This window comes from Actinocrinis sp. (assembly GCF_035653575.1).
In the GTDB taxonomy this organism is placed as follows: domain Bacteria; phylum Actinomycetota; class Actinomycetes; order Streptomycetales; family Catenulisporaceae; genus Actinocrinis.
The window spans coordinates 1-23,692 of the sequence record NZ_DASRBQ010000010.1; the positions used below are offsets into that span (position 1 = coordinate 1).

Genomic DNA, 23,692 nt, shown 5'->3' on the forward strand with positions numbered 1-23,692 from the left:
CGGACTACATCGATCTGTACTACGCACACGCAGACGACCCGAACACACCGATCGAGGAGACTCTCGGTGCGTTCGACGCGCTCGTGCGCGAGGGCAAGGTGCGGTACATCGCCGCATCGAACTTCACGGCGCCGCGGCTGACCGAGTCGCTTGCGATTTCCGAGCGCGAGGGGCTGGCTCGATACTCGGCGCTGCAGAACCATTACAACCTGCTGGAGCGCGCCGAGTACGAGCGGGACCTGGTGCCGGTGCTGGAGCGGGAAGGCGTGCCCGGCGTGCCGTTCTACGGTCTGGCGCGCGGCTTCCTCGCCGGTAAGTACCGGCCCGGCGTGGAAGTCGACTCGGTCCGTGCAGGCGGTGTCGCGCCGTACCGCAACGAGCGCGGGTACCGGGTGCTGGATGCGCTGGATCAGGTAGCGGCGGCGCACGGTACGACGGTGGCGGCGGTTTCGCTGGCGTGGCTTGCCGCGCAGCCGACGGTCGCTGCGCCGATCGCGTCGGCGCGCACGCCGCAGCAGCTGCTCGAACTGCTGCCGTTCACCGAGTTGGAGCTGTCGGAAGAGGAGCTGTCCGCGCTGACTGCCGCGTCGGCCTAAGGGGTCGCCGCGCTGCCTACGCCTCCTCGGGCGCGACCAGCCGCTGGACCATCTCCATCAGAGCACAGACTTGCTTGTTCATCGCGTCGTGCTGCTCGGCGAGCGCGGCGAAGTTGACGGTGAGGGTTTGCAGCAGCTCGTGCGACGCGACGTCGGCCTCGTAGTCGTGTTGCGCGAGCTCGCTGGAGATCTGGTCGCTGCGCTTGGCGGCGATCAGTAGGATGGCGCCCTGGAGCGCGGCGACGCAGGAGAGCACGAGGTTGAGCAGGATGAAGGGGTACGGATCGAACGTGTGGTGGTGCTCGTGCGCGATCAGGCCGTTGACGATCATCCACAGCGCCAGGAACGCGCAGGCGGTGAACACGAAGGCCCACGAGCCCATGCCGTTGCGCATCTTGTCGGCAGCACGTTCGCCGAGGGTGAGCTGGTCGCCGGTGCGTACATCCGGGTTCCACTTCCAGCCGCGCTTGATGACGCGGGCCGCGCCCTTAGCCGAGGCGGATATACGCACGCGCGCCTGGCCGCCGATGGAGCTCATGCCCCCTTGGGAATTCATGCCCGAAGTCTGACACGTCCGGTGTCCGTGTCGGGGCACCGGACGTGCAGACCCGGTAAGCGGATCCGTTGCCTGAACGGCTACTCCCGCTCGAAGCCGGTGCCGACGCCGGCGGACGGGGCGCGGCCGTCACGCAGCGCGTCGCGGATCTGGGCGAGCAGTTCGAGTTCGGTCTCGGCGGGCGGGGGCACGTCCGGGACGCCCTGGCGGCGCTTGCGCATCTTCTCGAAGTGGTTGAGCGGGGCGACGATCAGGAAGTAGACGCCGAGGGCGATCAGCAGGAAGGAGATCACGGCGGTGATGAACTTGCCGTAGAAGATCTGCGAGTGGTTCACCGTGAACAGCAGCTTGGTGTAGTCCTGCTTGCCGAAGATCGCGGTGATCAGCGGCATGATGACGTCCGAGGCCAGCGAGGTGATCACCGCGCCGAAGGCCGCACCCATGACCACCGCGACCGCCAGCTGGACGACGCTTCCGCGCATGATGAACTCTTTGAAGCCTTTGATCATGGTGGGTTTCCCTTCGGCACGGACGCGGACGCGCCCTCGTAGCTGTACAACAACCAGAGAAACGAGCCGTCGCGCAAGGGGTCACCGAGCCCGGTGCTGAACCCGCCCGGCCCGCGTTGTACCGTCGTTCGGTGCGCTCGTACCGCTTTGTCTTCACGCCGAAGTGGCTGGCTTTCCACGCGCTGACCTGGTTTGTGCTGATCCCGGCCTTCATCGGGCTCGGCCAGTGGCAGCGTGACCTGTGGAAGGACCACGCCGCCTCGCAGGGTGTGGTGCTCGGCGCGCTGGCCGCCGCGCCGGTGCCGCTGGACTCGGTCGACCCGACCGGGCACACGGTCACGCAGGGCCAGCAATGGAAGATGGTCTCGGCGACCGGCCATTACGACACGGCGCACCAGTTCATGGTCCGCAACCGTTCGCAGAACGAGCAGCCTGGCTGGTTCGTGGTGACCCCGCTGGTGCTGGCCGACGGCACGGCGGTGCTGGTCAACCAGGGTTGGGTGCCCGAAGCGAACACGGGGATGGCGACGACGGCGCCCGCGTTCCCGCCGGTGCCGTCCGGGACGGTCACGGTGTCCGGTTCGCTCCAGCCGGATGAGACGACGGCGAACACGCGGATCAAGGACGACACGGCGCAGCTTCCGGCGGGCGAGATCGCGCTGATCACGCGCGGCGACCTCACCTCGCGGGTGCCGCGTCCGCTGCGTGACGGCTCGATCAGGCTGACGTCGAGCACTCCGGCGAACACGGCCGCCGGCGCCGCCCAGCCGGTGCCGAACCCGACCTACGACAACACGATGTACATCGCCTACATGGTGCAGTGGTGGGTCTTCGCCGTGGTGATGCCGGTGACCTGGTTCCTGTTGATCCGGCGGGAGGCCGGCGACCGGCTGATCGCGGCACAGGAGGCCGCGGCCGCCGCGGCCGAGCCGGGAGCGCCGGGAGCACCGGAGTCAGTTGACGCCGGGGTGCCCGCCGCCGATGCGCAGCCGGTCAAGGAGCGCGGCGAACCGGTCGCTGGGGAAGAGCTGGAGGGTCTCCCCCACACTGTCGGAGGGTAGCCGGGTCAGCGTCCCGCCCTGCCACCAGTACAGCTGGTCGGAGATCGGCCCGGGACAGGTCTCGAACTGCTTGGCGGCAAAGCGCAGCAGCGTTCCGGCGGCGGCGACCACGGCCGCCGATTCGATGGGGTGCACGGCGATCAGGTGCCGGTGCGGCAGAACGACCAGCGCGCCGTTGGCCTCGATGTAGCCGGGCATGCCGGCCAGGTGCTCGGCGAGCCAGAGCACGTGCGTCGCGGTGTAGTGGCTCGGGCTGAAGAGGGCGACGAGCTCGGTGCCGTCGATCGAGAAGCGCTCGGCCTCCATCCTGGTGTCGCGGCGCACGTTGGCCCGCGCGGCGTCGAACACGACGTGCTCGGCCACGCCCCAGCCGAGGGCCTCGCCCACCGGCACCAGTTCACCGCCGATCGGATCGCCGTTTTGAGCGATTCCGTTCCCGTTGAGTGGCGTTTCGGTGATCACCGCTTCCAGCAGGCCGTCGGCGACGACGCGTTGCAGGGCGCCGGAGAGGGCGGTGTCGGCGGAGTCCGCGGGCAGGATCCGGGCCCGCAACGGTTCCCGGACGCGGCTCCAGAGCGAGTCCTCCGCGGCCTCCTGCCGGCCGGCGCCGCCAGGCCCGCCGGACCCGCCATTTCGCAGGTTGCTGACATAGAGCTCGATCAGCTCGGGCCAGTCGGCCTTCGGGCTTTCGCGCATCCGCTCACGCAGCGGGGCGAGGTCGACCGCGGTACCCGGCCACGGCCGGTCGGTCCCGCCGACCTCGAGCCGGTCGCGCGCCACCACCCGCCAACGCAGGCCCCGGCCGCGCAGTTCCACCTCCAGCAGGCCGAGCAGCGCTGTGGCCACCTCGTCGCCGAGCGGCCACAGCGAATCCGGAAGCGACTCCGGATCGGCCTCTGAGCCTTCGTCAGATGCGGGCACGGGACGCAGTGTAACCGTCACTGTGCGCGCTCCCGGCCGTGGTTCGTGTCACACGGCAACAGTTGGCCACGCGGCACGCGCGCGGAACCCGTTACCCGCGGCCGGATTGCCCGTTGTACTGGTTGTGTCAGAGTCGTCTGCTGTTCCCAGCTTCCCGTCCGTGCGCACGTCCGCGCCCCAACCCGCGGCGCAGCTGCGCCCACGGGCTCCGCGCGGCCCGGCGGGCCTGGGGCCGCTGAGTCCGAGCGGGATCGGCGCGCCGATGCTGGGCTCCGGCCTGCCGGGTGTGCCGCGGCCGCGCCGCTCCGGGCTGCCGCGCACCGACCCGGTCATCACCGACGCGGTGTGGGAGCGGATCGAGCCGCTGATCCCGCAGCGGGCCCGCCGCCGCCGCTACCCCGGGCGCAAGCCGCTGGACGACCGCGCCGTGCTGACCGGGATCCTGGTGGTGCTGGCGCGCGGCATCGGATTCGAGCGGCTGCCGAAGGAACTCGGCTTCGGTTCCGGGATGACCTGCTGGCGGCGGCTGCGCGACTGGCAGCAGGCGGGGGCGTGGAACGCGATCGCCGCGGAGCTGGCGCGCGGGCTGCCGGAAGGCGACCGGATCGACTTCGACCGGGTCGCGGCGAGCGGCGCCGACGCCGAGTCCGCGCCTGCGGTGACCCGGCGCCCGGTCACGGCGAAGGCCAAGCACCCCTCCCCCGTCGCCGCCGAGTTCGGCATGACGCTGCTGCGCTGAGCCGGCGGCCGGTTCAAGCGATCGGCTGCGTCGCGGATTCCTGATGGGCGAACTGGGTGCGGTAGAGATCCGCGTACAAGCCGTCGGCGGCGAGCAGCTGGGCGTGCGTGCCGCGCTCGACGATGCTGCCGTCGTCGACCACGAGGATCTGGTCGGCGTCGCGGACGGTGGAGAGCCGGTGCGCGATGACGAGGGAGGTGCGGCCGCGCAGGGCGCTGCCGAGGGCGTGCTGGACCGCGGCCTCGGACTCGGAGTCCAGGTGCGCGGTCGCCTCGTCGAGCACCACCACATCCGGGGCCTTGAGCAGCAGCCGGGCGATCGCGATGCGCTGCTTCTCGCCGCCAGAGAGCCGGTAGCCACGGTCACCGACGACCGTGTCCAGTCCGTCGGGCAGCGAGGCGACCAGATCCCAGATCTGCGCGTCCTTGAGCGCCTGCACCAGATCCGGCTCGGTCGCGTCCGGCCGGGCGTAGAGCAGGTTGTTGCGGATCGTGTCGTGGTACATGTGCGCGTCCTGAGTCACCACGCCGATGCGCTCACGCAGCGAGCTCAGCTGCACGTCGCGCACGTCGAGCCCGCCGAGGCGCACGCTGCCGCCGGTCACGTCGTAGAGCCTCGCGGCGAGCGCGGTGATCGTCGTCTTGCCCGCCCCGGACGGCCCGACCAGCGCGGTCATCGTGCCGGGCTCGGCGCGGAAGCTCAGGTCGCGCAGGACCTGCGCGGAGGGCGCCTGGTCGAGTACGGCCACTGATTCGAGCGAGGCGAGGGAGACCTCCGCCGCGGTCGGGTAGCGGAAGGAGACGTGTTCGAACTCGATGACCGGTGTTCCCGGCGGGACCGGCACGGCCTCGGGTCGCTCGGTCACCATCGGCGGCAGGTCGAGCAGTTCGAAGACCCGGTCAAAGGAGACCAGCGCGGTCATCACGTCCACGCGCACGTTCGCCAGCGCGGTCAGCGGGCCGTAGAGGCGGCCGAGCAGCCCGACGAGCGCGAGCATGGTGCCGAGGGACAGGTGCCCGCCCACGGCCATGCGCCCGCCGATCAGGTACACCATTGCGGTGGCGAGCGCGGCGACCAGCGTCAGCGAGGTCATGAAACCGCTGCTGGAGACGGCGACGCGCACGCCGATGCCGCGCACCCGGTCGACCTTGGCCGCGTAGAGCGCGTCGTCTTCTTCCGGGCGGCCGAACAGCTTAGCCAGCAGCGCGCCGGAGACGTTGAAGCGCTCGGTCATCATTGTCGACATGTCCGCGTTCAGCTGCATCTGCTCGCGGGTCATCTGCTGGAGCCTGCGGCCCATCCACTTGGCCGGCAGCACGAAGATCGGCAGCAGGATCAGCGCGAGCAGGGTGATCTGCCAGGACAGCACGAACATCGTGATCCCGGTCAGCAGCAGCGAGACCAGGTTGGACACGACGCTGGAGAGCGTGGAGGTGAATGCGCGCTGCGCGCCGAGCACGTCGCTGTTGAGCCGCGAGACCAGCGCGCCGGTCTGGGTGCGGGTGAAGAAGGCGATCGGCATGCGCTGCACGTGCGCGAAGACCTTGGTGCGCAGCAAGGCGATCAGGCCCTCGCCGATGCGCGCGGACAGGTAGCGGGAGACCAGGCCGACCGCCGCGTCGAGCAGTGCGATGCCGGCTACGACGAGGGCGAGGAGGGTGACCAGGCCGCCGTTGTGCTTGAGGATGCCGTTGTCCACGATGCGCTGGGAGAGCAGCGGCGGCAGCACGCCGAGGACGGCGTCGATGACGGTGAGGATCAGGAAGCCGGTGATGACGCGCGCGAAGGGCCTGGCCAGGGCGCCGATGCGGCGCAGCGTGCCGGGTTTGAGCTTCTGGATCGCCGACCCGTCCCGCATGTACGAGCCCATGGTCTGCCAGCCCACGATCCCTGAGCCCGTGCCCATCCCACGCATAGTCGCCGCCCGTCTCCCGCCGAACCGCTTCCGGCTCGTCTTCGCGCGCCATTGAACGTATTACGGATCGGCCGAATTCCGCTGTAGGAGGCTAGGCGGCGCCTAGACAGCCGCGTGCCTCGGCGCCTTTCGGCTACGCGGCGCCGCTGCCGATGCGCGCCGCAAGCACCCGGTCCAACGCGACCGCGGTGCCGCGGGCTACCGCGCCGACCAGCACGCCGGCCTCGCCGAGAGCGCTTACCTCGACGCGCGGAGGGTATGGGATGCGCTTGGCCAGCTCGGCGCGTACCGGCTCCAGCAGCAGGTCGTCGTTCAAGCCGATGCCGCCGGCCAGCACCGCCAGCTCGACGTCGGCGACCGCGCAGATCGGCGCGAGGTACACGGCGATGCGCCGGGCCTCCTCGGCCACCAGCAGCCCGGCCAGCCGGTCGCCGGAGCGGGCGGCCTCGAAGATCTGTTCCGGAGTCACCGGCGGGCGCAAGGCGGTCGGCACGTCGCGGAACTCGGCCCAGTCGGCGGCCAGCCGCACCAGGGCCGGGCCGCACGGGTCGAAGGGGTTGGCGTCGACGCCGCCTTCGAACGCGAAGTCGATCTCGCCGGCCGCGCCGTTGCGCCCGCGGTGCAGCCGGCCGCCGAGCACCAGGGCCGCGCCGGTGCCGGTGCCGACGGAGAGCACCGCGAAGTCGTCGACCTTTGCCCCTACGCCGCGCCACTGCTCCCCCAGCGCGGCCAGGTGGATGTCGTTCTCCAGCAGCACCTCGACGCCGCGGTCCGGGCCGGCCGGCGCGGTGGACCCGAAGGCCTCGGCCAGCGCCTCGGCGAGCGCGAAGCCGTCCAGGCCCGGAATCGTCGATCCCTGATAGACCCGGCCGGTGGACTGCTCCACCACGCCGGGCGCGGCGACCACCGCGACCTGCTCGGCCTGCTCGGGCACGGCGGCGCGCTGCAGCAGCCTGCGGCGCATCTGCGCGGCCTGCGCGACGACCTCGGTGACGGCGGCGGACCCGATGTCCACCTGCTCGCGGGCCCGCTCCTCGCCGTCGAGGGCGGCGACCACGCCGCGCAGATAGCGGCCGCCGATGTCAAGGCCGACCACGAAACCGGCCTCGGGCACCGGCTCGAAGAACAGCGCGCCGTAGGTCGGGCCGTCACCGCCTGGCGCGGTCTCGCGCACCAGGCCGCTGTCGAGCAGCGCGGCCAGCGCGGCGGAGACGGTCGGCTTGGAGATGCCGACCCGCCGGGAGATCTCGGCGCGGGAGATCGGGTGCTCCGCGCGGATCGTCTCGAACACGGTCCGCTCGTTGAGCGCCTTGAGCATGGGCGCGGTCGCTGCTTGGGAGCGGGACGGTTCGCCGGTCATGGCGACGAATATTACGGGACTGAGACGAGTGTGTGTCGAATCTTCCGGGGGTCGAACAGTCAGCGGCGCGCGAGCGCTCGGATGCGGCGCACCTGCGCGGCCCGCTCGGCGGCGCGCTGCGCGTCATAGTCGCGCTCGGTCGCACCGCGAATCAACGCCTTGGTCTCGATCAGCGCGTCGCGGTCGGCGGCGAGCAGCTCGTGCACCAGGATCTGGGCCTGCATAGTCAGATCGGCGGCCGGGACGACCCGGTTGGCCAGGCCGATGCGCTCGGCCTCCGGCGCGTCGATCCAGCGCCCGGTTGCGCAGATCTCCAGTGCGCGGCCGTAGCCCACCAGTTCGGTCAGCGGCTTGGTGCCGCCGAGGTCCGGGACCAAGCCGAGGCTGATCTCACGCATCGCGAAGCGCGCGTCGTCCGCGACGACACGCAGGTCGCAGGCGAGGGCGAGCTGGAAGCCGGCCCCGATGGCGTGGCCCTGCACCGCCGCGACGCTGATCAGGTCTGGCCGGCGCCACCAGGTGTACGCCTCCTGAAACGCCTCAATGGTCATCTCCGCGTCGGCGGGGTCGCTGGCGGCCAGGTCTATCAGCGTCTTGGTCTTGCTCCTGGCGCCGTCCGGGGACTCCTCGCCGACCAGCACCGAGCGGTCGAGGCCCGCGCTGAACGACGGGCCTTCGGCGCGCAGCAGCACGGCGCGCACCGAACCGGGCAGCGCGCGGCCCATCTCGGCCAGCTGCCACCACATCGTCGGCGTCATGGCGTTGCGCTTGGCCGGGCGGTTGAGCACGATCGTGGCCACCTCGCCCTCGACCGTCAGGCTCACTCCGGCCTTGGCCGCGGCGGCCTGGCGTTCGGCGGGCCAGAAGTCGTATTCGGGCATCGGCGGCGCGGACTCGGTGGCCGGTGCCGCGGGCGAAGAGGCGCCGGCGCGAAGGTCGTCGATCCCGGGTTCCATCGTCCTGCCGCCCCTCCGGTGGTGAAGGTGTGAAGATACGACGGACCCTATCGGAGTGCGCCCGGCCCGCACCACGCGCCCAGTCCCGAGACGGCAACAAGCCCCGGCCGCCGATGCCGGTGCGGCATCGGCGGCCGGGGCTGCATCGCCGAGTCGGCTCGGCGCCGCTAAGCGGTCTTCGCCTTGCCGCGGGTCGCGCCGCCGCGCCCGCGCAGGGTCACCCCGGACTCGCTGAGCATCCGGTGCACGAATCCGTACGAACGGCCCGTCTCCTGAGCCAGGGCGCGGATCGATTCGCCCGACTCGTACTTGCTCTTCAGATCGGTCGCGAGCTGCTCTCGCGCGGCGCCGGTAACTCGGCTGCCCTTCTTGAGAGTCTCGGCCACACGTGCCTCCTATGAGGGGTGCGGGGGCCGTGCCCCGCAATATTCACTGCGATGGGTTAGGTCGGCGGAGCGTCGCGCTTCCGCCGGGAACCGCAGGTGGGCAGGCCCACCGTGTGCTGCGGTAGTGCGCTCTGATGACCCATGATCACCCCTCGCGCCCGAGTTGACCACCGATTCGGTGAACAAAGTCGCCGGTTATTCCCGGCCCCGGTGCAGGATTCGCCCGCTATTCAGGGGATTTATGCGCATTCGCCCCTGCTCCCGTTATCGGACTGTTACGGTCCGCTTCCGACGCCCTGTCGGATCAGTTCACGCGAGCGCGACCAGATCCCGGTAGCTCTCGTTCCACAGGTCCTCCACCCCGTCGGGCAGCAGGATGAGCCGTTCAGGGGCCAGCGCGTCGACGGCGCCCTCGTCGTGGGTGACGAGCACGACGGCGCCCTCGTAGGAGTTCAGCGCGTTCAGGATCTCCGCGCGGCTGGCCGGGTCGAGGTTGTTGGTCGGCTCGTCCAGCAGCAGCACGTTGGCGCTGGAGACCACCAGCGTGGCCAGCGCGAGCCGGGTTTTCTCGCCGCCGGAGAGCACGCCGACCGGCTTGTCCACGTCGTCGCCGGAGAACAGGAAGGAGCCGAGCACCTTGCGCACCTCGACCAGGTCGAGGTCCGGGGCGGCCGAGCGCATGTTCTCCAGGACCGTGCGCTCCGGGTCGAGGGTCTCGTGCTCCTGGGCGTAGTAGCCGAGCTTGAGGCCGTGGCCGGGCTCGATCTTGCCGGTGTCCGGCTCCTCGACCCCGGCCAGCAGCCGCAGCAGCGTGGTCTTGCCCGCGCCGTTGAGCCCGAGCACGACCACCTTTGCGCCGCGGTCCACGGCCAGGTCCACGTCGGTGAAGATCTCCAGCGAGCCGTAGGACTTGGACAGGCCCGAGGCCATCAGCGGGGTCTTGCCGCAGGCGGCCGGCTGCGGGAAGCGCAGCTTGGCGACCTTGTCCGACTGGCGCACCGCCTCGAGCCCGGCGAGCATCCGCTCCGCGCGGCGGGCCATGTTCTGCGCGGCCACCGTCTTGGTGGCCTTGGCGCGCATCTTGTCGGCCTGGGAGAGCAGCGCCCCGGCCTTCTTCTCCGCGTTGGCCCGCTCGCGCTTGCGCCGCCGCTCGTCGGCCTCGCGCTGCGCCAGGTAGTTCTTCCAGTCCATGTTGTAGACGTCGATGGTGGTGCGGTTGGCGTCCAGGTGGAAGACCTTGTTGACGCAGTACTCGACGAGTTTGACGTCGTGCGAGATGACGATGAAGCCGCCCTTGTAGCTCTTGAGGTACTCGCGCAGCCACACGATCGAGTCCGCGTCGAGGTGGTTGGTCGGCTCGTCGAGCAGCAGCACCTCGTTGTCGCCGAACAGGATCCGGGCCAGTTCCACCCGGCGCCGCTGCCCGCCGGAGAGGGTGCCCAGCGGCTGGCTGAGCACGCGGTCGGGCAGCCCGAGGCTGGCGGAGATGGTGGCGGCCTCGGATTCGGCGGCGTATCCGCCGTTGGCGAGGAACTGCGCTTCAGCGTTGGCGTAGCGGCGCATGGCCCGCTCGTGCTCTTCCGCGTCGGCCGAGCCCATCTTCGCCTCGGCGGCGCGCATCCGGCGAACCGCCTCGTCAAGGCCGCGGGCGGACAGGATCCGGTCGCGGGCGAGCACGTCGAGGTCCCCGGTGCGCGGGTCCTGCGGCAGGTAGCCGACCGGGCCCGAGCGGGTGATCGTCCCGGCGGCGGGCAGCGTCTCCCCGGCCAGGGTCTTGGTCAGCGTGGTCTTGCCGGCACCGTTGCGCCCGACCAGGCCGATGCGGTCGCCGGGGCCGACGCGGAAGGACACCGGCTCGAGCAGGACGCGCGAGCCCGCGCGCAGTTCGACCTGGGAAGCGGAGATCACCGGGCCATATTACGCGAGGCGCGCCGAGCGCCCCTGACGAGCCGTCGACGTTGATGTAGCATCCTTACTTAACGCTGCAATTGCGCGCCGGTCGCGCGGCGGAAACCTCGTCCCGCCGTGTGGCGCCGAATGCAAGGGGGTACGAGCCGTGACCTCGTCTTTCCCCGCTTCGGCGCTGCCACGGCTGCGCTCCCCCTTCGCCCCGAGCCTGCACGCGCAGACGGTCGTGGCCGAGTCGGCGACGCTGGGGTGGGCGGACCGGTTCGGCCTGGCCAGGGATCCGGCGGTGCGCCGAAGGCTGGCGGCCACCCGCAGCGCGCGCTTGGCCGGACGGGTGGGGCCGCACGCGACGCTGCCCGGCCTGCTGCTGAACACCGACTGGCAGACCTGGCTGTTCCTGTTCGACGACGCGTACTGCGACGAGTGCGATGTCGGCCGGCGGCCCGCGGACACGATCGAGACCGCGGCTCAGGTGCTGCGGGTGATCGAGCGCGGGGAGGTGCCCGAGCGCAGCCCGAATCCGTTCCTGGCCGCTCTGGCGGACCTGCGCGCCCGGCTGCTGCGGATGGCGACCCCGGAGCAGTTCGACCGGTTCACGGCGCAGACGGTCGGCTATCTGCTCGCGCTGACCTGGGAGGCGGCGCACCGGGAGCGGCGCACGCTGGCTGACCTGCCGGAATACGCGGTGATGCGGCGGCACAGCGGCGCGGTGTTCCCCTGCCTGGCGCTGATCGACGTCATCAACGGCTTCGAACTGCCCGGCGAGATATGGAGCTCGCCCGAGTTGCGCGCGGTCAACGACGCGGCGGCGGACATCATCTGCTGGGGCAACGACATCCTTTCCTACCCGCGCGAGGTGCGCCGCTCGACGCAGGTGCTCAGCCTGCCCGCGGTGCTCAGCCGGACCCGGCAGCTGCCGATCGAGGCGGCGTTGCACGAGGCCGCGGCGCTGCACGACCGCCGGATCCGCGACTACCAGCGGCTCGAGGCGCCGCTGCTGGATGACGGGGACCCGCGGATCGCGCGCTATCTCGGCGATATCAGGGCTTGGATCTCGGGGCATCTTGCCTGGTCAGCCGAGACCCGGCGGTACGAGTTCGGCATCGCGGCTTAAGTCAGCGGTTCGAGCACGAGCGGGACGACGCCGGGGTGCAGCGTCGTGCGGGCTACCGGCTTGACCACGGACCCCGGCGCCGGCTTGACCGTGTAGTGCGAGGCGATGGTCGAGACGGTGGTCAGGATCAGGCTCCAGGCGAAGCCCTCTCCCACGCAGGCGTGCGGCCCGAGGCCGAAGGGGAGGTAATGGCCGCGTATCGCTTCCGGGTCGGGATCGAGCCAGCGGTCGGGGTCGAAGCGGTCCGGCTCCGGGTACGCGGCCGGGTCGTGGTGCAGGCCGTAGAAGTTGAGCAGCACCTGTGTTCCCGCGGGCACCGGGACGCCGGCGATCTGCACGTCCTGGATGGGGCGGCGGCCGAGGATCCAGCTGGGCGGGTAATAGCGCAGGACCTCCGACACGACGCGGCGGGTCAGCGGCAGGGTGCTGAGATCCGCGGCCGTGGGGGTTCGGCCGGCGAGCACCGCGGCGGTCTCCCGCTGGACGGCGCGTTGCAGATCGAGGTCGCGGGAAAGGACGTGCAGCGTCCAGGCGAGGGTGCCGGCCGACGTCTCGGTTCCGGCCAGCAGCACGGTCATGATCTCGTCGTGGGCCTGCGCGTCGGTCATGCCGCCTCCCTCCTCGTCGTCGACGGCGGCGAGCAGGGTGCTGAGAAGGCTCGGCCCGTCGGAGGCGGTCCGGTGTGCCGCGCTCACCTGCCGGGAGCGGTGATCGGCGATCATGCGGTCCGCCATCGCGTGCAGTCCGGCGCAGGCCCGGTCGAAGCGCAGGTTGCCGGGAGTCGGCGCCTTGTTCAGCACGGCCAGCGGAAGCAGCGCGCGGCGACCGACCCCGCCGAGCAGGATCGGCAGCGAGGCGAGCACCTCATCTACCGCTGCCGACCCGGAGCCGTCCCCGCCCGGCTCGTCGTCTGCGGCCTCGAACATGGCGCGCGTGATCGCGGTCATCGCGAGCCGACGCATTTCCCGGCCCGCGTCGATGCGCGGCGCCTGGCGCCAGTCCGCCACGATCTGCGCCGCGCAGCGCGCCATCACGGCGACGTACCCTTCGACGTGTTCGTGGTCGAACGCGGGGCGCATCAGGCGTCGCTGCCGGCGGTGCTTCGCGCCGCCCGAGGTGCCGACGCCGTCCCCGATCAGCCCCCTGAGCTGATCGAACTGGAAGCCCTTGTCGTAGCGGGCGGCGTCGGAGATGAGGACCTGCCGCAGCGGCTCCGGGCCGTTGACCAGGCAGGCGGGTTTCGGACCGAGGCGTAGCGCGACGACGTCCCCGAGCGGATACACCCTTTCGAGAAATCCGAGCGGATCGCGCAGAAGCGCGCCGGCATGTCCGAGCAGTGGCAAAGTTCCGGGTATCGTCGCTGCTGAGCGAGTTGGCCGCAGAAGAGGGTCGGTCGATCTCGACAAGATTACCCCCAGTCGCGTTATCCTGACACTCGGTCACATTAGCGAGGGCGCGAGGGCGCAGTAAGGGCGCATACAGGCGATACAAACCGGCCATCCTGTGCGATTCTTAAGAAACACCACCCCGTACTGCTACCACGCGACTACCGTATGCATGATGGTGAGCGGTACGCGTGTGCCTGAAGTGAGAAGTCAGGCTACGAAATCACCCGGGAGCGGGCGCGAGCACGATCGGCGGGAGGAACCGATGACGCCGCCTCAGCACCAGAGCGCCACGTCGGACGCGGGCGGCTTCGACGAGACGAACCAGCCGCAGCGGGAATCGGCGGCCGCGCACGACGCCGCCGGCGCCGCTTCGCAACGCCCTGAAGCGCCCTCCGCCGCCGAGCCGACGCCGCGCGCCGCCGCCGACTATCAGGGGGCGAACCGGGCGCTGGCGCCCTGGGAGGACCCGGGTTCCGCGTCCAGCGGGTTCAGCGCCTCCGCCGGCTTCTTCAACTGGCATCTGTCCACCGGCGAGGTGATCTGCGACGAGCAGACCTTCCGCCTGCACGGCCTGTCCCCCGATGCCGAGCCGCAGTTCGAGAGCTTCCTCGCGCAGGTTCCGCCGGAGGACGTCGAGGAGCTGCTGCGCACGCTCAATCCGCTGCTTTCCTCGGTCGGCGACTACATCTTCGAATACCGGGTGCGCTGGCCGGACGGCGTCATCCACACACTGGAGACCCGCGGGCGCGTGGTGCCGGGTCCGGACGGCGGCCCGCTGCGGCTGATGGGCGTGATCGCGGACATCACCGAGCGCCGCGCCGCCGAGGAGGCGGCGCGTTCCGAGGCCCGGGCCGCCACGCGGATCCAGACGGTCACCGCGGGGCTGGCCGCCGCCTCCACCCTGGACGAGGTGCGCGCGGCGGTGGAGGGTGCGCTGCCCGCGCTCGGAGCCGACTCGCTGATCATCGCGGACGTGGGAACCAGGGTCGAGGTGCTGCTCTCCTGCGGCGCCGGCGCCGGGCGGCACGAGACGCTGCGGGTGTCCGACAACGGTCCGCTGCGCACCTCGGTGACCTACGAATCAGCCCTCTTCTTCGGCAGCTCGGCAGAGCTGTGCGAGCGGTTCCCCCAGGTCGAATCGGCGATCAAGGACTGCGGCCACGAGGCGTGGGCGTTCCTGCCGCTGTCGGGCATTCCGCGGATGCGCGGCGTATGCCTGCTCGGCTATGCGAGCGAGGCAGTGTTCGACGACGCGGAACGCAGCGTGCTGGTATTGGCGGCCAGCGCCATCGGCCAGGCCGTCTACCGGGCGATTCTGCACGACACGGAGCACTCCTTCGCCCTCGCGTTGCAGGAGGGCATGCTTCCGCACACGCTGAAGTTCGGCCCGGGCGTGCGCGGCGCGTGGCGCTACGAAGCCGCGACGACAGGCATCCAGGTCGGCGGCGACTGGTACGACTCCGTGCCACTGGACGACGGCTCGACCGTGCTGATCATCGGGGACGTCGAAGGCCACAACGTGCACGCCGCCGGCATGATGTACCGGCTGCGCACGACCGTGCGCACGTACGCCGCGGAAAAGCACCCGGTCGACGAGATCCTGCGGCGCGCGCACGACTTCGTGGTCGAGATCAACGAAGAGGTCGAATACCCGATCTTCGCGACCTGCCTGGTGGCCCGGGTGGATCCGGAGACGCGCACGATCACCGCGAGCCGGGCCGGCCACATACCGCCGATCGTGGTCCCGCCGGGGCTCGCCGCGTACGTCCCGAACACCGACGTGGGCGTACCGCTCGGTGTCCCCGCGGTCGGGCCCTACCCGGTGTGGCAGATGCCGTACAAGCCGGGCACCAGGCTGGTGCTGTGCACCGACGGATTGCTGGAGAGCATAGACAACGACCTCGACGAGGGACTTAAGCGCACGATCGCGTGCCTGAAGGACACCGGTGATGTAGAGCTCGAAATCCTCGTCGATCTGCTGCTGGGCGCGAACCGCCCCCGCGGCCTCTGGAAGGACGACGTGGCCGTCCTGCTCGCTGAGCTGTACTGAACGATCGGCCGACCGCCCCGCTCAGCACCCGCACGCCGCGCGGTCGGCCGGCGCCGTGAGCGGATCGGTCGCGGGTTCACGAAGGCCCCAGCGCGTCTCGTACCCGAAGCCCTCACGGACCCAGTATTCGAACCCGCCGATCATTTCCTTCACCGGGATGCCGAGCCGGGCCAGTTCCAGGGCCGCCCGCGTCGCGCCGTTGCAGCCGGGTCCCCAGCAGTACGTCACGCACTGGGCGCCAGCCGGAATCAGCTCGCTGATCGACCCGTCGGCGGCGCGCGGCGCGATCTCCCGCGTCGGCAGATGGACCGCGCCCGGGATGTGGCCCTGGTCCCAGGCCTCGCGGGAGCGCGAGTCGACGAGCACGAACGCCCGGCCGAGCAGTCCGCTCGCAAGATCGGCGTGCACATCCGAGACGTCAGTCTCGAACGCGAGCCGCGCCGCGAAGTGCGCGATCGCCGCGTCGTTCACCGCTGCCGGAACGGAAAGCACGGCGCTCGTAAGCTCGGTGCTCGCGATTTCGGTGCTGGTCATCGTCACACCCACCCATCCCTCAACTCGTTGTCGTCTCCATCCTTCCGGCCGCCGCGGCTTCAGCCCAGTGGCGCGATCGCCAACTACCGCTAAGATCGCGCCATGCCGTTGCCGACCGAGCTCGAAGCGCCGCGACTGAGGCAAAAAGCGCGGGCCGACCGCCACACGGTGGCCGTTTACGCGTTCGACGGCATGTCGCCGTTCGAACTCGGCTGCGTGGTGGAGGTCTTCGGCCTGCCCCGGCCCGAGTTGGACGTACCGTGGTACGAGCTGAAGGTGTGCGCCGAATCGGCGGCGCCGCTGCGCGCGGTCGGCGGGTTCACGCTCGCGACCGAGTGCGGCATGGACGAGTTCGTCGCCGCCGACACGGTCATCGTCCCGGCCGTCGCGGATGTGCGCGGCGAGGTCTCCGCCGGGCTCGTCAGAGCTCTGCGTTCGGCGCATGAGCGCGGCGCACGCGTCGTTTCGATCTGCTCCGGCGTGTTCGCCCTGGCAGCGGCGGGGCTGCTCGACGGGCGCGAGGCGACCACGCACTGGCAATATGCGAGCCTGCTCGCCGAGCGCTTCCCGCAGGTGCGGGTCAACCCCGACGTGCTGTACGTGGACAACGGCAGAGTCCTGACGAGCGCGGGCAGCGCGGCCGGCCTCGATCTCTGCCTGCACCTGGTGCGCCTGGACCACGGTTCGACGATCGCGAACTCGGTCGCGCGCCGGCTCGTGCTCCCGCCGCACCGCGAGGGCGGTCAGGCGCAGTTCATCGAGGCCGCGGTCCGGCCGGTCGGCGAGGACGACGCAGTGGCCCGATCCCTTGAATGGGCGCTCGCGCATCTCGCCGAGCCGATCGCGATCGCGGACCTGGCAGGCGTCGCGCGCATGTCGACGCGCAGCTATCTCAGGCACTTCGCCCGCGCGACCGGCACCACTCCCCTGCGCTGGCTCGTCTCTCAGCGCATCGCCGCCGCGCGCCCGCTGCTGGAGGGCACTGACGCCCCGGTCGAGCAGGTCGGTGCGGCCGTGGGTTTCGCCGATGCCGCGACGTTCCGGCACCACTTCACGCGCAGCGTCGGCACCTCACCCTCGGCGTACCGCCGCACGTTCCGACAGGTGGCCGAGTCGCGCGTTACGGCCCCACCGGCGGCTAGTTCGCGGCACGCCCCGGCGTGCGAAGATCGGACCCATGGCTGAGCGCGACTGGGACGAGATCGCCGAAGGAGTGTTCCGCAAGCGGTTCGAGCCCTGCGATGTGACGGTGACCGCGGTGCTCGGCTCCGACGGCGTCGCGGTCGTCGACACCCGGTGCTCGCTGGCGGAGGCGCGTGAGATCAAGGCGCAGCTGGGGCGGCTGACCAGCGCGCCGGTGCGATGGGTGGTCAACACGCACGCGCACTTCGACCACTGCTGGGGCAACGCCGAGTTCGTCGCGCCCCGGTTGACGCCCTCGGCGCGGATCTGGGGCCACGCCTCGGTTCCGGCGCGGCTCGACCCGCAGGACCCCGAGGTCCGGGAATGGGTCGCGAGGCTCGCGGCGGAGGGGCCGCAGTGGGCGGAACGGATGGCGGAGCTGGAACTTCGCGCGCCTGCCGAGCTGGTGCACGACCAGGCCTCGATCGATCTCGGCGACCGGTCACTGGAGCTGCGGTTTTTGGGGAGAGGGCACACCGACGGCGACTTGTGGATCCTGGTCGACGCCGGTTCGACGCGGGTCGTGCTCGCCGGGGACCTGGTGGAGCAGTCCGGTCCGCCTGCCTTCGGGCCGGACAGTTTCCCGCTGGAGTGGGCGGACACCCTCGATCGGGCGATGGCCTTGATCGGCCTGGGCACGCTCGTGGTTCCGGGGCATGGCGCCGTCGTGGACGCGGCTTTCGTGCGGGAGCAGCGCGACGCAATCGCCTCGGTGGCGCAAGAGATCCGGCGGTTGCACGCGGCCGGGGTTCCGGTGGAGTCGGCCGCGCAGGAGGGCGCGTGGGCGATCGAGGCGAAAGCGCTCGGATCCGCTATCGAGCGTGGATACTTCGCGCTGGCATAGGCTGCCCGCGTGGAGACCTCCAGTGAGAACGTCATAGCGCAGATCTGGCGCTATCCGGTCAAGTCGCTGCGTGGCGAGCTGATTGCGGCGGCCGCGGTGGACACGCGAGGCCTGCGCGGGGACCGGCTGTGGGCGGTGCGCGACTCGGCTACCGGAAAGCTGGGCTCCGGCAAGAACTCCACCCGGTTCCGGCGCTTCCCGGGCCCGACCCTGCTCAGCCTCTCCTCGCGGTACCCGGTCGAACCCGCGGCCTCGCCCGAGGACGTCGAGGCGCCGCTGGTCGTGGACGCCGACGGCTGCGAGTACCCGGTCTCCGACGGCTCGGCGGACCGGTTCTTCCAGCAGCAGACCGGGATCGCGACCTTGTCGGTGGCGCGGGAGGCCGAGGTCTACCACTTCGACGAGACCCCGGTCAGTCTCATCGGCACCGCGACGCTGCGCTGGGTCGAGGAGCAGATGCCGGGCATCGCGACGGACGCGCGGCGGTTCCGGCCTAACCTGGTGGTGCGCACGCGCGAGCCGTTCGAGGAGGAGGGCTGGGTCGGGCGCACGGTGCACATCGGCTCCGGTGACGACGCGGTCGAGCTCGCGTTCACACACGTACTCGAGCGGTGTGTGATGACGACCATGGAGCAGGCCGATCTGCCGCCCGCGCTCGGCATGCTCAAGATGCTCGGGCAGCGCGAGGACCAGCCGCTGCGGCTCGCTGTGGCCGGGGCGGCGACCCGGACAGGCACGGTGCGCGCGGGCGACCCGGTCGTCGTCTGCTGACAGCGAACGCATTGCGGACGCGATCGGGAGCAAAGCGCGGCGGTTCGGGCGTTAGCCGTCACAGCTGACTGTTTCGCCCGGAGGTCCACAGATGGCCCGCAATCCCTTTGCCCGCGAGGGCAGCGACCAAGACGGCGGCGCCGAAGCGCTCGACGCCTATTCGAGGACGGTGGTGACCGTCGCCGACACGCTGCGCCCCTCGGTGCTCAGCGTCGTCGTGAGATCGGGACGCGGCGAGGGCTCGGGCTCGGCGGTGGCGTTCACGCGGGACGGTTTCCTGGTGACCAGCGCGCATGTGGTCGAGGGCGTCAACGGCGGCGCGGTATTCACCTTCGACGGGCAGGAGCAGGTCTTCGAGGTGGTCGGCCGGGACCGGCTCTCCGATCTGGCAGTGCTCAGCACCGGGCTGCGTCCCGCCGCGGCAGCCGAACTCGGGGACGCGGACCGGCTGCGGGTCGGGCAGCTGGTGGTCGCGGTCGGCAATCCGCTCGGGCTGGCCGGTTCGGTGACCGCCGGGATCGTCAGCGCGCTGGGCCGCTCGATTCCCGCGACGACGCCGGTCGGCATGCGCGTGATCGACGATGTGATTCAGACGGACGCGGCGCTGAACCCCGGCAACTCCGGCGGCGCGCTCGCCGACGCGTCCGCGCGGGTGGTCGGGATCAACACGGCCGTGGCCGGCATCGGGCTCGGGCTGGCGGTGCCGATGAACGCCACGACGCAGCACATACTCAGCGAGCTGATGACGAACGGCCGGGTGCGCCGCGCCTGGCTGGGCCTGGGCAGCGCGACGATCTCGCTGCCGCCGGTGCTGGCCGAGCGGCTCGGCCAGGAGACCGGGCTGCGCGTAGTCGAGGTGGTGCCCGGTTCGCCTGCCGCCCGGGCCGGGATCCGCATCGGTGACGTGGTCATCTCGGCAAACGGCGCGAAGGTGCATACGGCGCAGGATCTGCAGAAGCTCATGCTCAGCCTGCGCGCGGGCAGCCGGCTCGGCGTGACCCTGATCCGCAACGGCGCGCTGGTCGACGTGGTGGCTTCGCTCAGCGAGCTGACCGGGGTCTGAGCCACCCGGGCCGCGCGCTCATTCGCCTTCCGCCGCGTACCGCCAGAACTCGCGCATGACCGCGGGCGGGGTCGGCCCCGTCATCGAAGCCTGAGTCAGCAGGATGGTGACGGCGCCGGTGGCGGGGATGATGTGCGCGGCCGTGCCGGATCCGCCGACCCAGCCGTAGCGGCCGGGCACGTTCCACGGGTCCCGGTCCGCCACGTCCACCGAGCCGCCGAAGCCCCAGCCCTGACCCTCCAGGAACAGCTCGCTCGCTGCGCGCTGCTGCGCCGTGAGGTGGTCCGTGGTCATCAGCCGAATGGACTCGGCCGACAACAGCTGCCGGCCGTTCGCGGCGCCCCCGTTGAGCAACATGCGTCCGAAGGCGTACCAGTCGTCCACGGTCGAGACCATGCCGCCCGCGCCGGATGGAAACACCGGGACCGTGTTCCACTTCCCGTCAGGCCGGTCGGCGAGGGACAGCTCGCCGGTCGCGGGGTCCGTGCGGTAGAGCGAAGTGAAACGGTCGCGCTTGGCGGCCGGGACGGCGAAACCGGTGTCCGCCATGCCGAGCGGCTCGAACAGCCGCTCGGTCAGGAACTCGGGCAGCGGCGTGCCGGACACCCGGGCGATCAGCACGGATTGCAGCTCCGAGCCGAGGTTGTACTGCCAGCCCTCGCCGGGCTGGCTCAGCAGCGGGATGCGGGCCAGCTGGGCGAGGTACTGCTCCGGCGGGGGGTAGTCCTGCGGGATCATGCCGTCGCGCACCATCGCAAAGTTCGCCTGGTTCACCGGGGACTGCCAGTCCGCGGTGAAGCCCCAGCCGGAGCGGAAGGTGAGCAGGTCGAAGACGGTGATCGGGCGGTCCGCCGGGACCGTGTCGTCCAGCGGGCCGTCCGGGGTGCGCGCGACCCTGGGCTCGGCGAGTTCAGGCAGCCAGCGGTCGATGGGGTCGTCGAGCGCGATCAGGCCGTCGTCGACCAGCAGCATGACGCCGGCCGCGGTGATCGGCTTGGAGACCGAGGCGAGCCGGAAGATCGTCTCCCGCGTCATCGGGGCGCTGCGCTCGAGGTCGACGAACCCGGCGGCCTCCACCTCGACCGTGCCGCCCCGGGCCACCAGCGCGACGGCGCCCGGCAGCGTTCCGCGCTCGACCTTCGTCTCGAGCAGTTCCCGCAGTTTCGTCATGTCGCCCGACTCCCGCTTCTCGCTCATCCCGTCGGCACGAGCCTAGCCGCGCCCCCCGACGATGGCGCGGAGTTCACCGTCCGCGACCAGGACCGCGGGGCCGGTCATCTCCACGCGGCCGTCTTCGCGCTCGACGATGCTCAACCGGCCTCCGGGTACGTCAACCGTGTACACCGTGCCCGGTGCCGCTCCGTCGCGGCGGGCAGCCGCGATCATCGCCGCGCACGCGCCGGTGCCGCACGAGCGGGTTTCGCCGACGCCGCGCTCGTATACGCGCATTGCGATGTGCTGAGGGCCGACCGGAGCGACGAATTCAACGTTCACGCCGTTCGGGTAAGCCGCGGCCGGCTGCCAAGTCGGCGCGTGGAATAGCTCGCCCGCCTCCGACACATCGCCGACGAAGACCACCGCGTGCGGATTGCCCATGTCTACGTGCACGGACTCGGCCTGCCGGCCGTCCCAGGTGATCCGCGCGGTCTCCTGCGGCCACGTGGGAACGCCCATGTCGACGGTGATGTCGCCGCCGCCGGACGGCACGTGCACGGTCTTGATCCCGCCACGCGTCGCCACGCCGAAGCTCCCGGACTCGGCTAGGCCCTGATCGACCAGGTACCGCGCGAAGACCCGCACGCCGTTGCCGCACATCTCGGCGATCGATCCGTCGCCGTTGCGATAGTCCATGAACCAGGCTGCCGCCGCGGCATCGTCCTCGTAGCCGGGCATCTTCGCGGTCGCCACGACCCGCAGCACGCCGTCCGCGCCGAGCCCCGCGCGCCGATCGCACAGTGCCGCCACCCAGGCGGGCTCCAGAGTCAGCGCGCCGTCCGGGTCGGGCAGGATCACGAAGTCGTTCTCCGTACCGTGCCCTTTGGTGTAGCGGATCACATCCTCATCCTAGCCAACCGGATCTGCCCGGCCTCCTCGGCTTTGTTGCGCCGTTTAGTTTGCAGTGCAAAGCTGATGGTGTCGGAGAGCGACGGCTCGGGGAGGAAGACGATGAGCGAGACACAGGAACAGGACGGGCCACGCGAACTTCTCAGCGCGGCCGCCGCGGCGGCACGTGCCGCGCGCCGCACTCGCCAAGGCGCGTGGTTCCCGTTGCTCCTGCTCGGCCTGATCATCGTCGGCGCGATCCCGTTCTACCGCCTCAACCTGCCGACCATGGCCCCAGGCAGCAGCGGCGTGCTCGTGGGCCGCCGCGAGGAGCCGATCATCAGCGGCGAGATCACCGACCCGCGGGCCGACTGGTACTGGCTGATCGCCCTGATAGCCGGATACGGCGCGATCGCACTGTTCTACCGCTGGCGCGCCCGGCGCACCGGCGTCGCCGGGCGCATCTGGCCTTACACCGTGGCCGGGCTGTTGCTGTTCGCGCTCCTGCTGACGACCGGTTCGGAGGTTCCGGCTCCGGTCAATCTGCAGCGGGTGCTGCCCGGGGAGCTGGCCGGTCGCGGCCTGCTGCCGTTGATCACGATCGGTCTCGGCCTCTTCGTGCTCGCGTGGACCGAACGCAGCCTCCTGCTGGCCGCGCTCGCCACCGTCTACCTGGCGCTGGCCGTGGTCGCGAACCTCTACGACACCGAGAACCTGTTCTACCGCCTCGGCTGGATCAGCCCGTGGGACTACGAGAACGCTCCCCTGCCCAACCTGCTGCTGCCCGCGGTTCCACTCCTGCTCGGCGGAGCCGTGTTCGCACTGCGGACGTGGCGCGCGCGATGACACATCCGGCAACCGCGCTGCGCGAACTGGTCCACCAGCGCGCCCGCCTCGGCGTTCTCGCCGTCGTGCACGAAGCCGACCGCGCCGACTTCGGCTTCCTGCAGAGCACGCTGGACCTGACCGCCGGCAACCTCTCACGCCATCTGCAGGCGCTCGAAGAGGCCGGGCTGGTGACCCTCGAACGCGGCTACCACGGTAAACGGCCGCGCACCTGGGTCCGCATCACCAAGGCCGGCCGCAGCGCGCTGCAGGAGGAGATCACGCAGCTCAAAGCCCTGATTGCCCGGGTCGAGACGCGGCCAGAGGATCCCGAGAGCGCGGACTGAGCGGCTGCGCGGGCCCGAGCAGCCGGAAGACGGCATCGGACAGTTCCTCGGCCAGGCGCTCGTCGACCGGGGCGTGTCCGGACAGGGTGCGGTACCACATCGTGCCCCACACCAGGTCCACCGCCAGGTCCAGGCTCACCTCACTGCCAAGCTGCCCCGCACGCTGCCCGGCGGCCAGGATCTCGCGCACGATCGCCCGCCGCGGCGCGAGCAGGCCCTTCTGTAGCACCTCGGCGAACTCCGGGTCGTGCTGCGCCTCGGCCATCATGCCGCTGATCGCCGAGCCGACCGAGGGGGCGAGGCGGAACGAGGCGCGCAGCAGCGCCCGCAGGTCGTGCTCGGCGTCGCCGGTCGGCTCGGGCCGCGCTGCCCGCTCGGCCAGCTCGTGGATCGCCTCAAGCACCAGCGCGGCCTTGGTGGTCCACCAGCGATAGATGGTCTGCCGGCCGACGCCGGCCTCCTGCGCGACGGCCTTGATCGTCAGCGCCTGATATCCGTCGCGCATGGTCAGCCGCAGGGTGGCGTCGAGGATCGCGCGGCGGGAGTCCTCGCTGCGCGGCCTGCCGAGATTGCCGGTCACCCGGACAACTTTACAGGACACGATGCCTCGTAATAACCTCGAGG

At 70.9% G+C, this 23,692-nt stretch carries 23 protein-coding genes and 1 pseudogene; 11 read left to right on the forward strand and 13 right to left on the reverse strand.

Annotation, left to right across the window (positions count from 1 at the left end; translation table 11 throughout):
- The coding region (locus VFA06_RS01690) for an aldo/keto reductase (protein WP_324838548.1) at window positions 1-596 on the forward strand (596 nt) is incomplete at its 5' end.
- A 16-nt stretch (window positions 597-612) separates the two neighbouring features.
- Here VFA06_RS01690 and VFA06_RS01695 read toward each other — a convergent pair.
- A complete protein-coding gene (locus VFA06_RS01695) occupies window positions 613-1,152 on the reverse strand; it encodes a DUF1003 domain-containing protein (RefSeq protein ID WP_324838549.1) in 540 nt (179 codons plus the stop codon).
- Window positions 1,153-1,232: 80 nt separating this feature from the next.
- Complete coding sequence (mscL, locus tag VFA06_RS01700; protein ID WP_324838550.1) at window positions 1,233-1,661, reverse strand: large conductance mechanosensitive channel protein MscL; 429 nt, start codon at window positions 1,659-1,661, stop codon at window positions 1,233-1,235.
- A 131-nt stretch (window positions 1,662-1,792) separates the two neighbouring features.
- Between mscL and VFA06_RS01705 the strand changes: the two genes are divergently transcribed.
- On the forward strand, window positions 1,793-2,722 hold the full coding sequence (locus tag VFA06_RS01705; protein ID WP_324838551.1) for an SURF1 family protein: 930 nt from the start codon (window positions 1,793-1,795) through the stop codon (window positions 2,720-2,722).
- Here VFA06_RS01705 and VFA06_RS01710 read toward each other — a convergent pair.
- Entirely contained in the window at window positions 2,615-3,643 is a 1,029-nt protein-coding gene (locus VFA06_RS01710; protein ID WP_324838552.1) for a hypothetical protein, read from the reverse strand. The two genes, VFA06_RS01705 and VFA06_RS01710, sit on opposite strands and share 108 nt — an antisense overlap.
- Before the next feature lie 343 nt (window positions 3,644-3,986).
- Between VFA06_RS01710 and VFA06_RS25790 the strand changes: the two are divergent.
- Window positions 3,987-4,194 (forward strand): annotated as a pseudogene (locus VFA06_RS25790) (transposase); the annotation flags it as partial.
- 201 nt (window positions 4,195-4,395) lie between these two features.
- Here the strand turns inward: VFA06_RS25790 and VFA06_RS01720 are convergent.
- From VFA06_RS01720 to VFA06_RS01740, 5 genes are all read right to left on the reverse strand, one after another.
- The gene (locus tag VFA06_RS01720; RefSeq protein WP_324838554.1) at window positions 4,396-6,288 is read right to left on the reverse strand and encodes an ABC transporter ATP-binding protein; all 1,893 of its coding nucleotides are present in this window, start codon (window positions 6,286-6,288) and stop codon (window positions 4,396-4,398) included.
- Window positions 6,289-6,430: 142 nt separating this feature from the next.
- A complete protein-coding gene (locus VFA06_RS01725; protein ID WP_324838555.1) occupies window positions 6,431-7,657 on the reverse strand; it encodes an ROK family transcriptional regulator in 1,227 nt (408 codons plus the stop codon).
- A 59-nt stretch (window positions 7,658-7,716) separates the two neighbouring features.
- Entirely contained in the window at window positions 7,717-8,538 is an 822-nt protein-coding gene (locus VFA06_RS01730; protein WP_349260010.1) for an enoyl-CoA hydratase/isomerase family protein, read from the reverse strand.
- A gap of 242 nt (window positions 8,539-8,780) precedes the next feature.
- The gene (locus tag VFA06_RS01735; RefSeq protein WP_211463416.1) at window positions 8,781-8,999 is read right to left on the reverse strand and encodes a helix-turn-helix domain-containing protein; all 219 of its coding nucleotides are present in this window, start codon (window positions 8,997-8,999) and stop codon (window positions 8,781-8,783) included.
- 309 nt (window positions 9,000-9,308) lie between these two features.
- Window positions 9,309-10,907: an ABC-F family ATP-binding cassette domain-containing protein gene (locus tag VFA06_RS01740; RefSeq protein ID WP_324838557.1), complete on the reverse strand. Its 1,599-nt coding sequence runs from the start codon at window positions 10,905-10,907 to the stop codon at window positions 9,309-9,311.
- Window positions 10,908-11,055: 148 nt separating this feature from the next.
- On the opposite strand from VFA06_RS01740, the gene VFA06_RS01745 reads away from it, so the two are divergent.
- Entirely contained in the window at window positions 11,056-12,021 is a 966-nt protein-coding gene (locus VFA06_RS01745) for a terpene synthase family protein (RefSeq protein WP_324838558.1), read from the forward strand.
- Here VFA06_RS01745 and VFA06_RS01750 read toward each other — a convergent pair.
- Entirely contained in the window at window positions 12,018-13,364 is a 1,347-nt protein-coding gene (locus tag VFA06_RS01750; RefSeq protein WP_324838559.1) for a cytochrome P450, read from the reverse strand. The two genes, VFA06_RS01745 and VFA06_RS01750, sit on opposite strands and share 4 nt — an antisense overlap.
- A gap of 307 nt (window positions 13,365-13,671) precedes the next feature.
- Between VFA06_RS01750 and VFA06_RS01755 the strand changes: the two genes are divergently transcribed.
- Window positions 13,672-15,459, forward strand: coding sequence for a SpoIIE family protein phosphatase (locus tag VFA06_RS01755; RefSeq protein WP_324838560.1), 1,788 nt, complete (start codon window positions 13,672-13,674; stop codon window positions 15,457-15,459).
- Window positions 15,460-15,480: 21 nt separating this feature from the next.
- Here the strand turns inward: VFA06_RS01755 and VFA06_RS01760 are convergent, their stop codons facing one another.
- Window positions 15,481-15,993, reverse strand: coding sequence for a rhodanese-like domain-containing protein (locus tag VFA06_RS01760; RefSeq protein WP_324838561.1), 513 nt, complete (start codon window positions 15,991-15,993; stop codon window positions 15,481-15,483).
- A gap of 102 nt (window positions 15,994-16,095) precedes the next feature.
- Here VFA06_RS01760 and ftrA point away from each other — a divergent pair, with 102 nt between their 5' ends.
- The 4 genes from ftrA (at window position 16,096) to VFA06_RS01780 (ending at window position 19,853) form a co-directional block, all read left to right on the forward strand.
- Entirely contained in the window at window positions 16,096-17,178 is a 1,083-nt protein-coding gene (ftrA, locus tag VFA06_RS01765) for a transcriptional regulator FtrA (RefSeq protein ID WP_324838562.1), read from the forward strand.
- Complete coding sequence (locus VFA06_RS01770) at window positions 17,171-18,019, forward strand: MBL fold metallo-hydrolase (RefSeq protein WP_324838563.1); 849 nt, start codon at window positions 17,171-17,173, stop codon at window positions 18,017-18,019. The genes ftrA and VFA06_RS01770 overlap by 8 nt, the downstream gene beginning before the upstream one ends.
- Window positions 18,020-18,028: 9 nt before the next feature.
- On the forward strand, window positions 18,029-18,790 hold the full coding sequence (locus VFA06_RS01775) for an MOSC domain-containing protein (RefSeq protein WP_324838564.1): 762 nt from the start codon (window positions 18,029-18,031) through the stop codon (window positions 18,788-18,790).
- 91 nt (window positions 18,791-18,881) lie between these two features.
- Window positions 18,882-19,853, forward strand: a complete 972-nt coding sequence (locus tag VFA06_RS01780) for a S1C family serine protease (RefSeq protein ID WP_324838565.1) — start codon at window positions 18,882-18,884, stop codon at window positions 19,851-19,853.
- Window positions 19,854-19,871: 18 nt separating this feature from the next.
- Here VFA06_RS01780 and VFA06_RS01785 read toward each other — a convergent pair whose 3' ends face one another.
- Together VFA06_RS01785 and dapF are read right to left on the reverse strand one after the other, a co-directional pair.
- Window positions 19,872-21,023: a serine hydrolase domain-containing protein gene (locus tag VFA06_RS01785; RefSeq protein WP_349260011.1), complete on the reverse strand. Its 1,152-nt coding sequence runs from the start codon at window positions 21,021-21,023 to the stop codon at window positions 19,872-19,874.
- Window positions 21,024-21,065: 42 nt separating this feature from the next.
- Window positions 21,066-21,908, reverse strand: a complete 843-nt coding sequence (dapF, locus tag VFA06_RS01790) for a diaminopimelate epimerase (protein ID WP_324838567.1) — start codon at window positions 21,906-21,908, stop codon at window positions 21,066-21,068.
- Between the two features lie 111 nt (window positions 21,909-22,019).
- Between dapF and VFA06_RS01795 the strand changes: the two genes are divergently transcribed.
- Window positions 22,020-22,742, forward strand: coding sequence for a hypothetical protein (locus VFA06_RS01795; protein WP_324838568.1), 723 nt, complete (start codon window positions 22,020-22,022; stop codon window positions 22,740-22,742).
- Window positions 22,739-23,068 carry a transcriptional regulator gene (locus tag VFA06_RS01800; protein ID WP_324838569.1) on the forward strand — a complete coding sequence of 110 codons (330 nt, stop codon included), beginning with the start codon at window positions 22,739-22,741 and terminating at the stop codon, window positions 23,066-23,068. The genes VFA06_RS01795 and VFA06_RS01800 overlap by 4 nt, the downstream gene beginning before the upstream one ends.
- Here VFA06_RS01800 and VFA06_RS01805 read toward each other — a convergent pair.
- Window positions 23,010-23,648: a TetR/AcrR family transcriptional regulator gene (locus tag VFA06_RS01805; RefSeq protein ID WP_324838570.1), complete on the reverse strand. Its 639-nt coding sequence runs from the start codon at window positions 23,646-23,648 to the stop codon at window positions 23,010-23,012. The two genes, VFA06_RS01800 and VFA06_RS01805, sit on opposite strands and share 59 nt — an antisense overlap.
- Between the last annotated feature and the right edge of the window lie 44 nt (window positions 23,649-23,692).

What these genes read in the sequence shown, in the direction of transcription:
- mscL (WP_324838550.1), bottom strand. Translation starts at nt 1,661, where the DNA reads ATGATCAAAGGCTTCAAAGAGTTCATCATGCGCGGAAGCGTCGTCCAG.
- ftrA (WP_324838562.1), top strand. Translation starts at nt 16,096, where the DNA reads ATGCCGTTGCCGACCGAGCTCGAAGCGCCGCGACTGAGGCAAAAAGCG.
- VFA06_RS01785 (WP_349260011.1), bottom strand. Translation starts at nt 21,023, where the DNA reads ATGACGAAACTGCGGGAACTGCTCGAGACGAAGGTCGAGCGCGGAACG.
- VFA06_RS01720 (WP_324838554.1), bottom strand. Translation starts at nt 6,288, where the DNA reads ATGGGCACGGGCTCAGGGATCGTGGGCTGGCAGACCATGGGCTCGTAC.
- VFA06_RS01730 (WP_349260010.1), bottom strand. Translation starts at nt 8,538, where the DNA reads ATGCCCGAATACGACTTCTGGCCCGCCGAACGCCAGGCCGCCGCGGCC.
- VFA06_RS01760 (WP_324838561.1), bottom strand. Translation starts at nt 15,993, where the DNA reads ATGACCAGCACCGAAATCGCGAGCACCGAGCTTACGAGCGCCGTGCTT.
- VFA06_RS01725 (WP_324838555.1), bottom strand. Translation starts at nt 7,657, where the DNA reads ATGACCGGCGAACCGTCCCGCTCCCAAGCAGCGACCGCGCCCATGCTC.
- VFA06_RS01795 (WP_324838568.1), top strand. Translation starts at nt 22,020, where the DNA reads ATGAGCGAGACACAGGAACAGGACGGGCCACGCGAACTTCTCAGCGCG.
- VFA06_RS01770 (WP_324838563.1), top strand. Translation starts at nt 17,171, where the DNA reads ATGGCTGAGCGCGACTGGGACGAGATCGCCGAAGGAGTGTTCCGCAAG.
- VFA06_RS01695 (WP_324838549.1), bottom strand. Translation starts at nt 1,152, where the DNA reads ATGAATTCCCAAGGGGGCATGAGCTCCATCGGCGGCCAGGCGCGCGTG.
- VFA06_RS01780 (WP_324838565.1), top strand. Translation starts at nt 18,882, where the DNA reads ATGGCCCGCAATCCCTTTGCCCGCGAGGGCAGCGACCAAGACGGCGGC.
- VFA06_RS01755 (WP_324838560.1), top strand. Translation starts at nt 13,672, where the DNA reads ATGACGCCGCCTCAGCACCAGAGCGCCACGTCGGACGCGGGCGGCTTC.
- VFA06_RS01800 (WP_324838569.1), top strand. Translation starts at nt 22,739, where the DNA reads ATGACACATCCGGCAACCGCGCTGCGCGAACTGGTCCACCAGCGCGCC.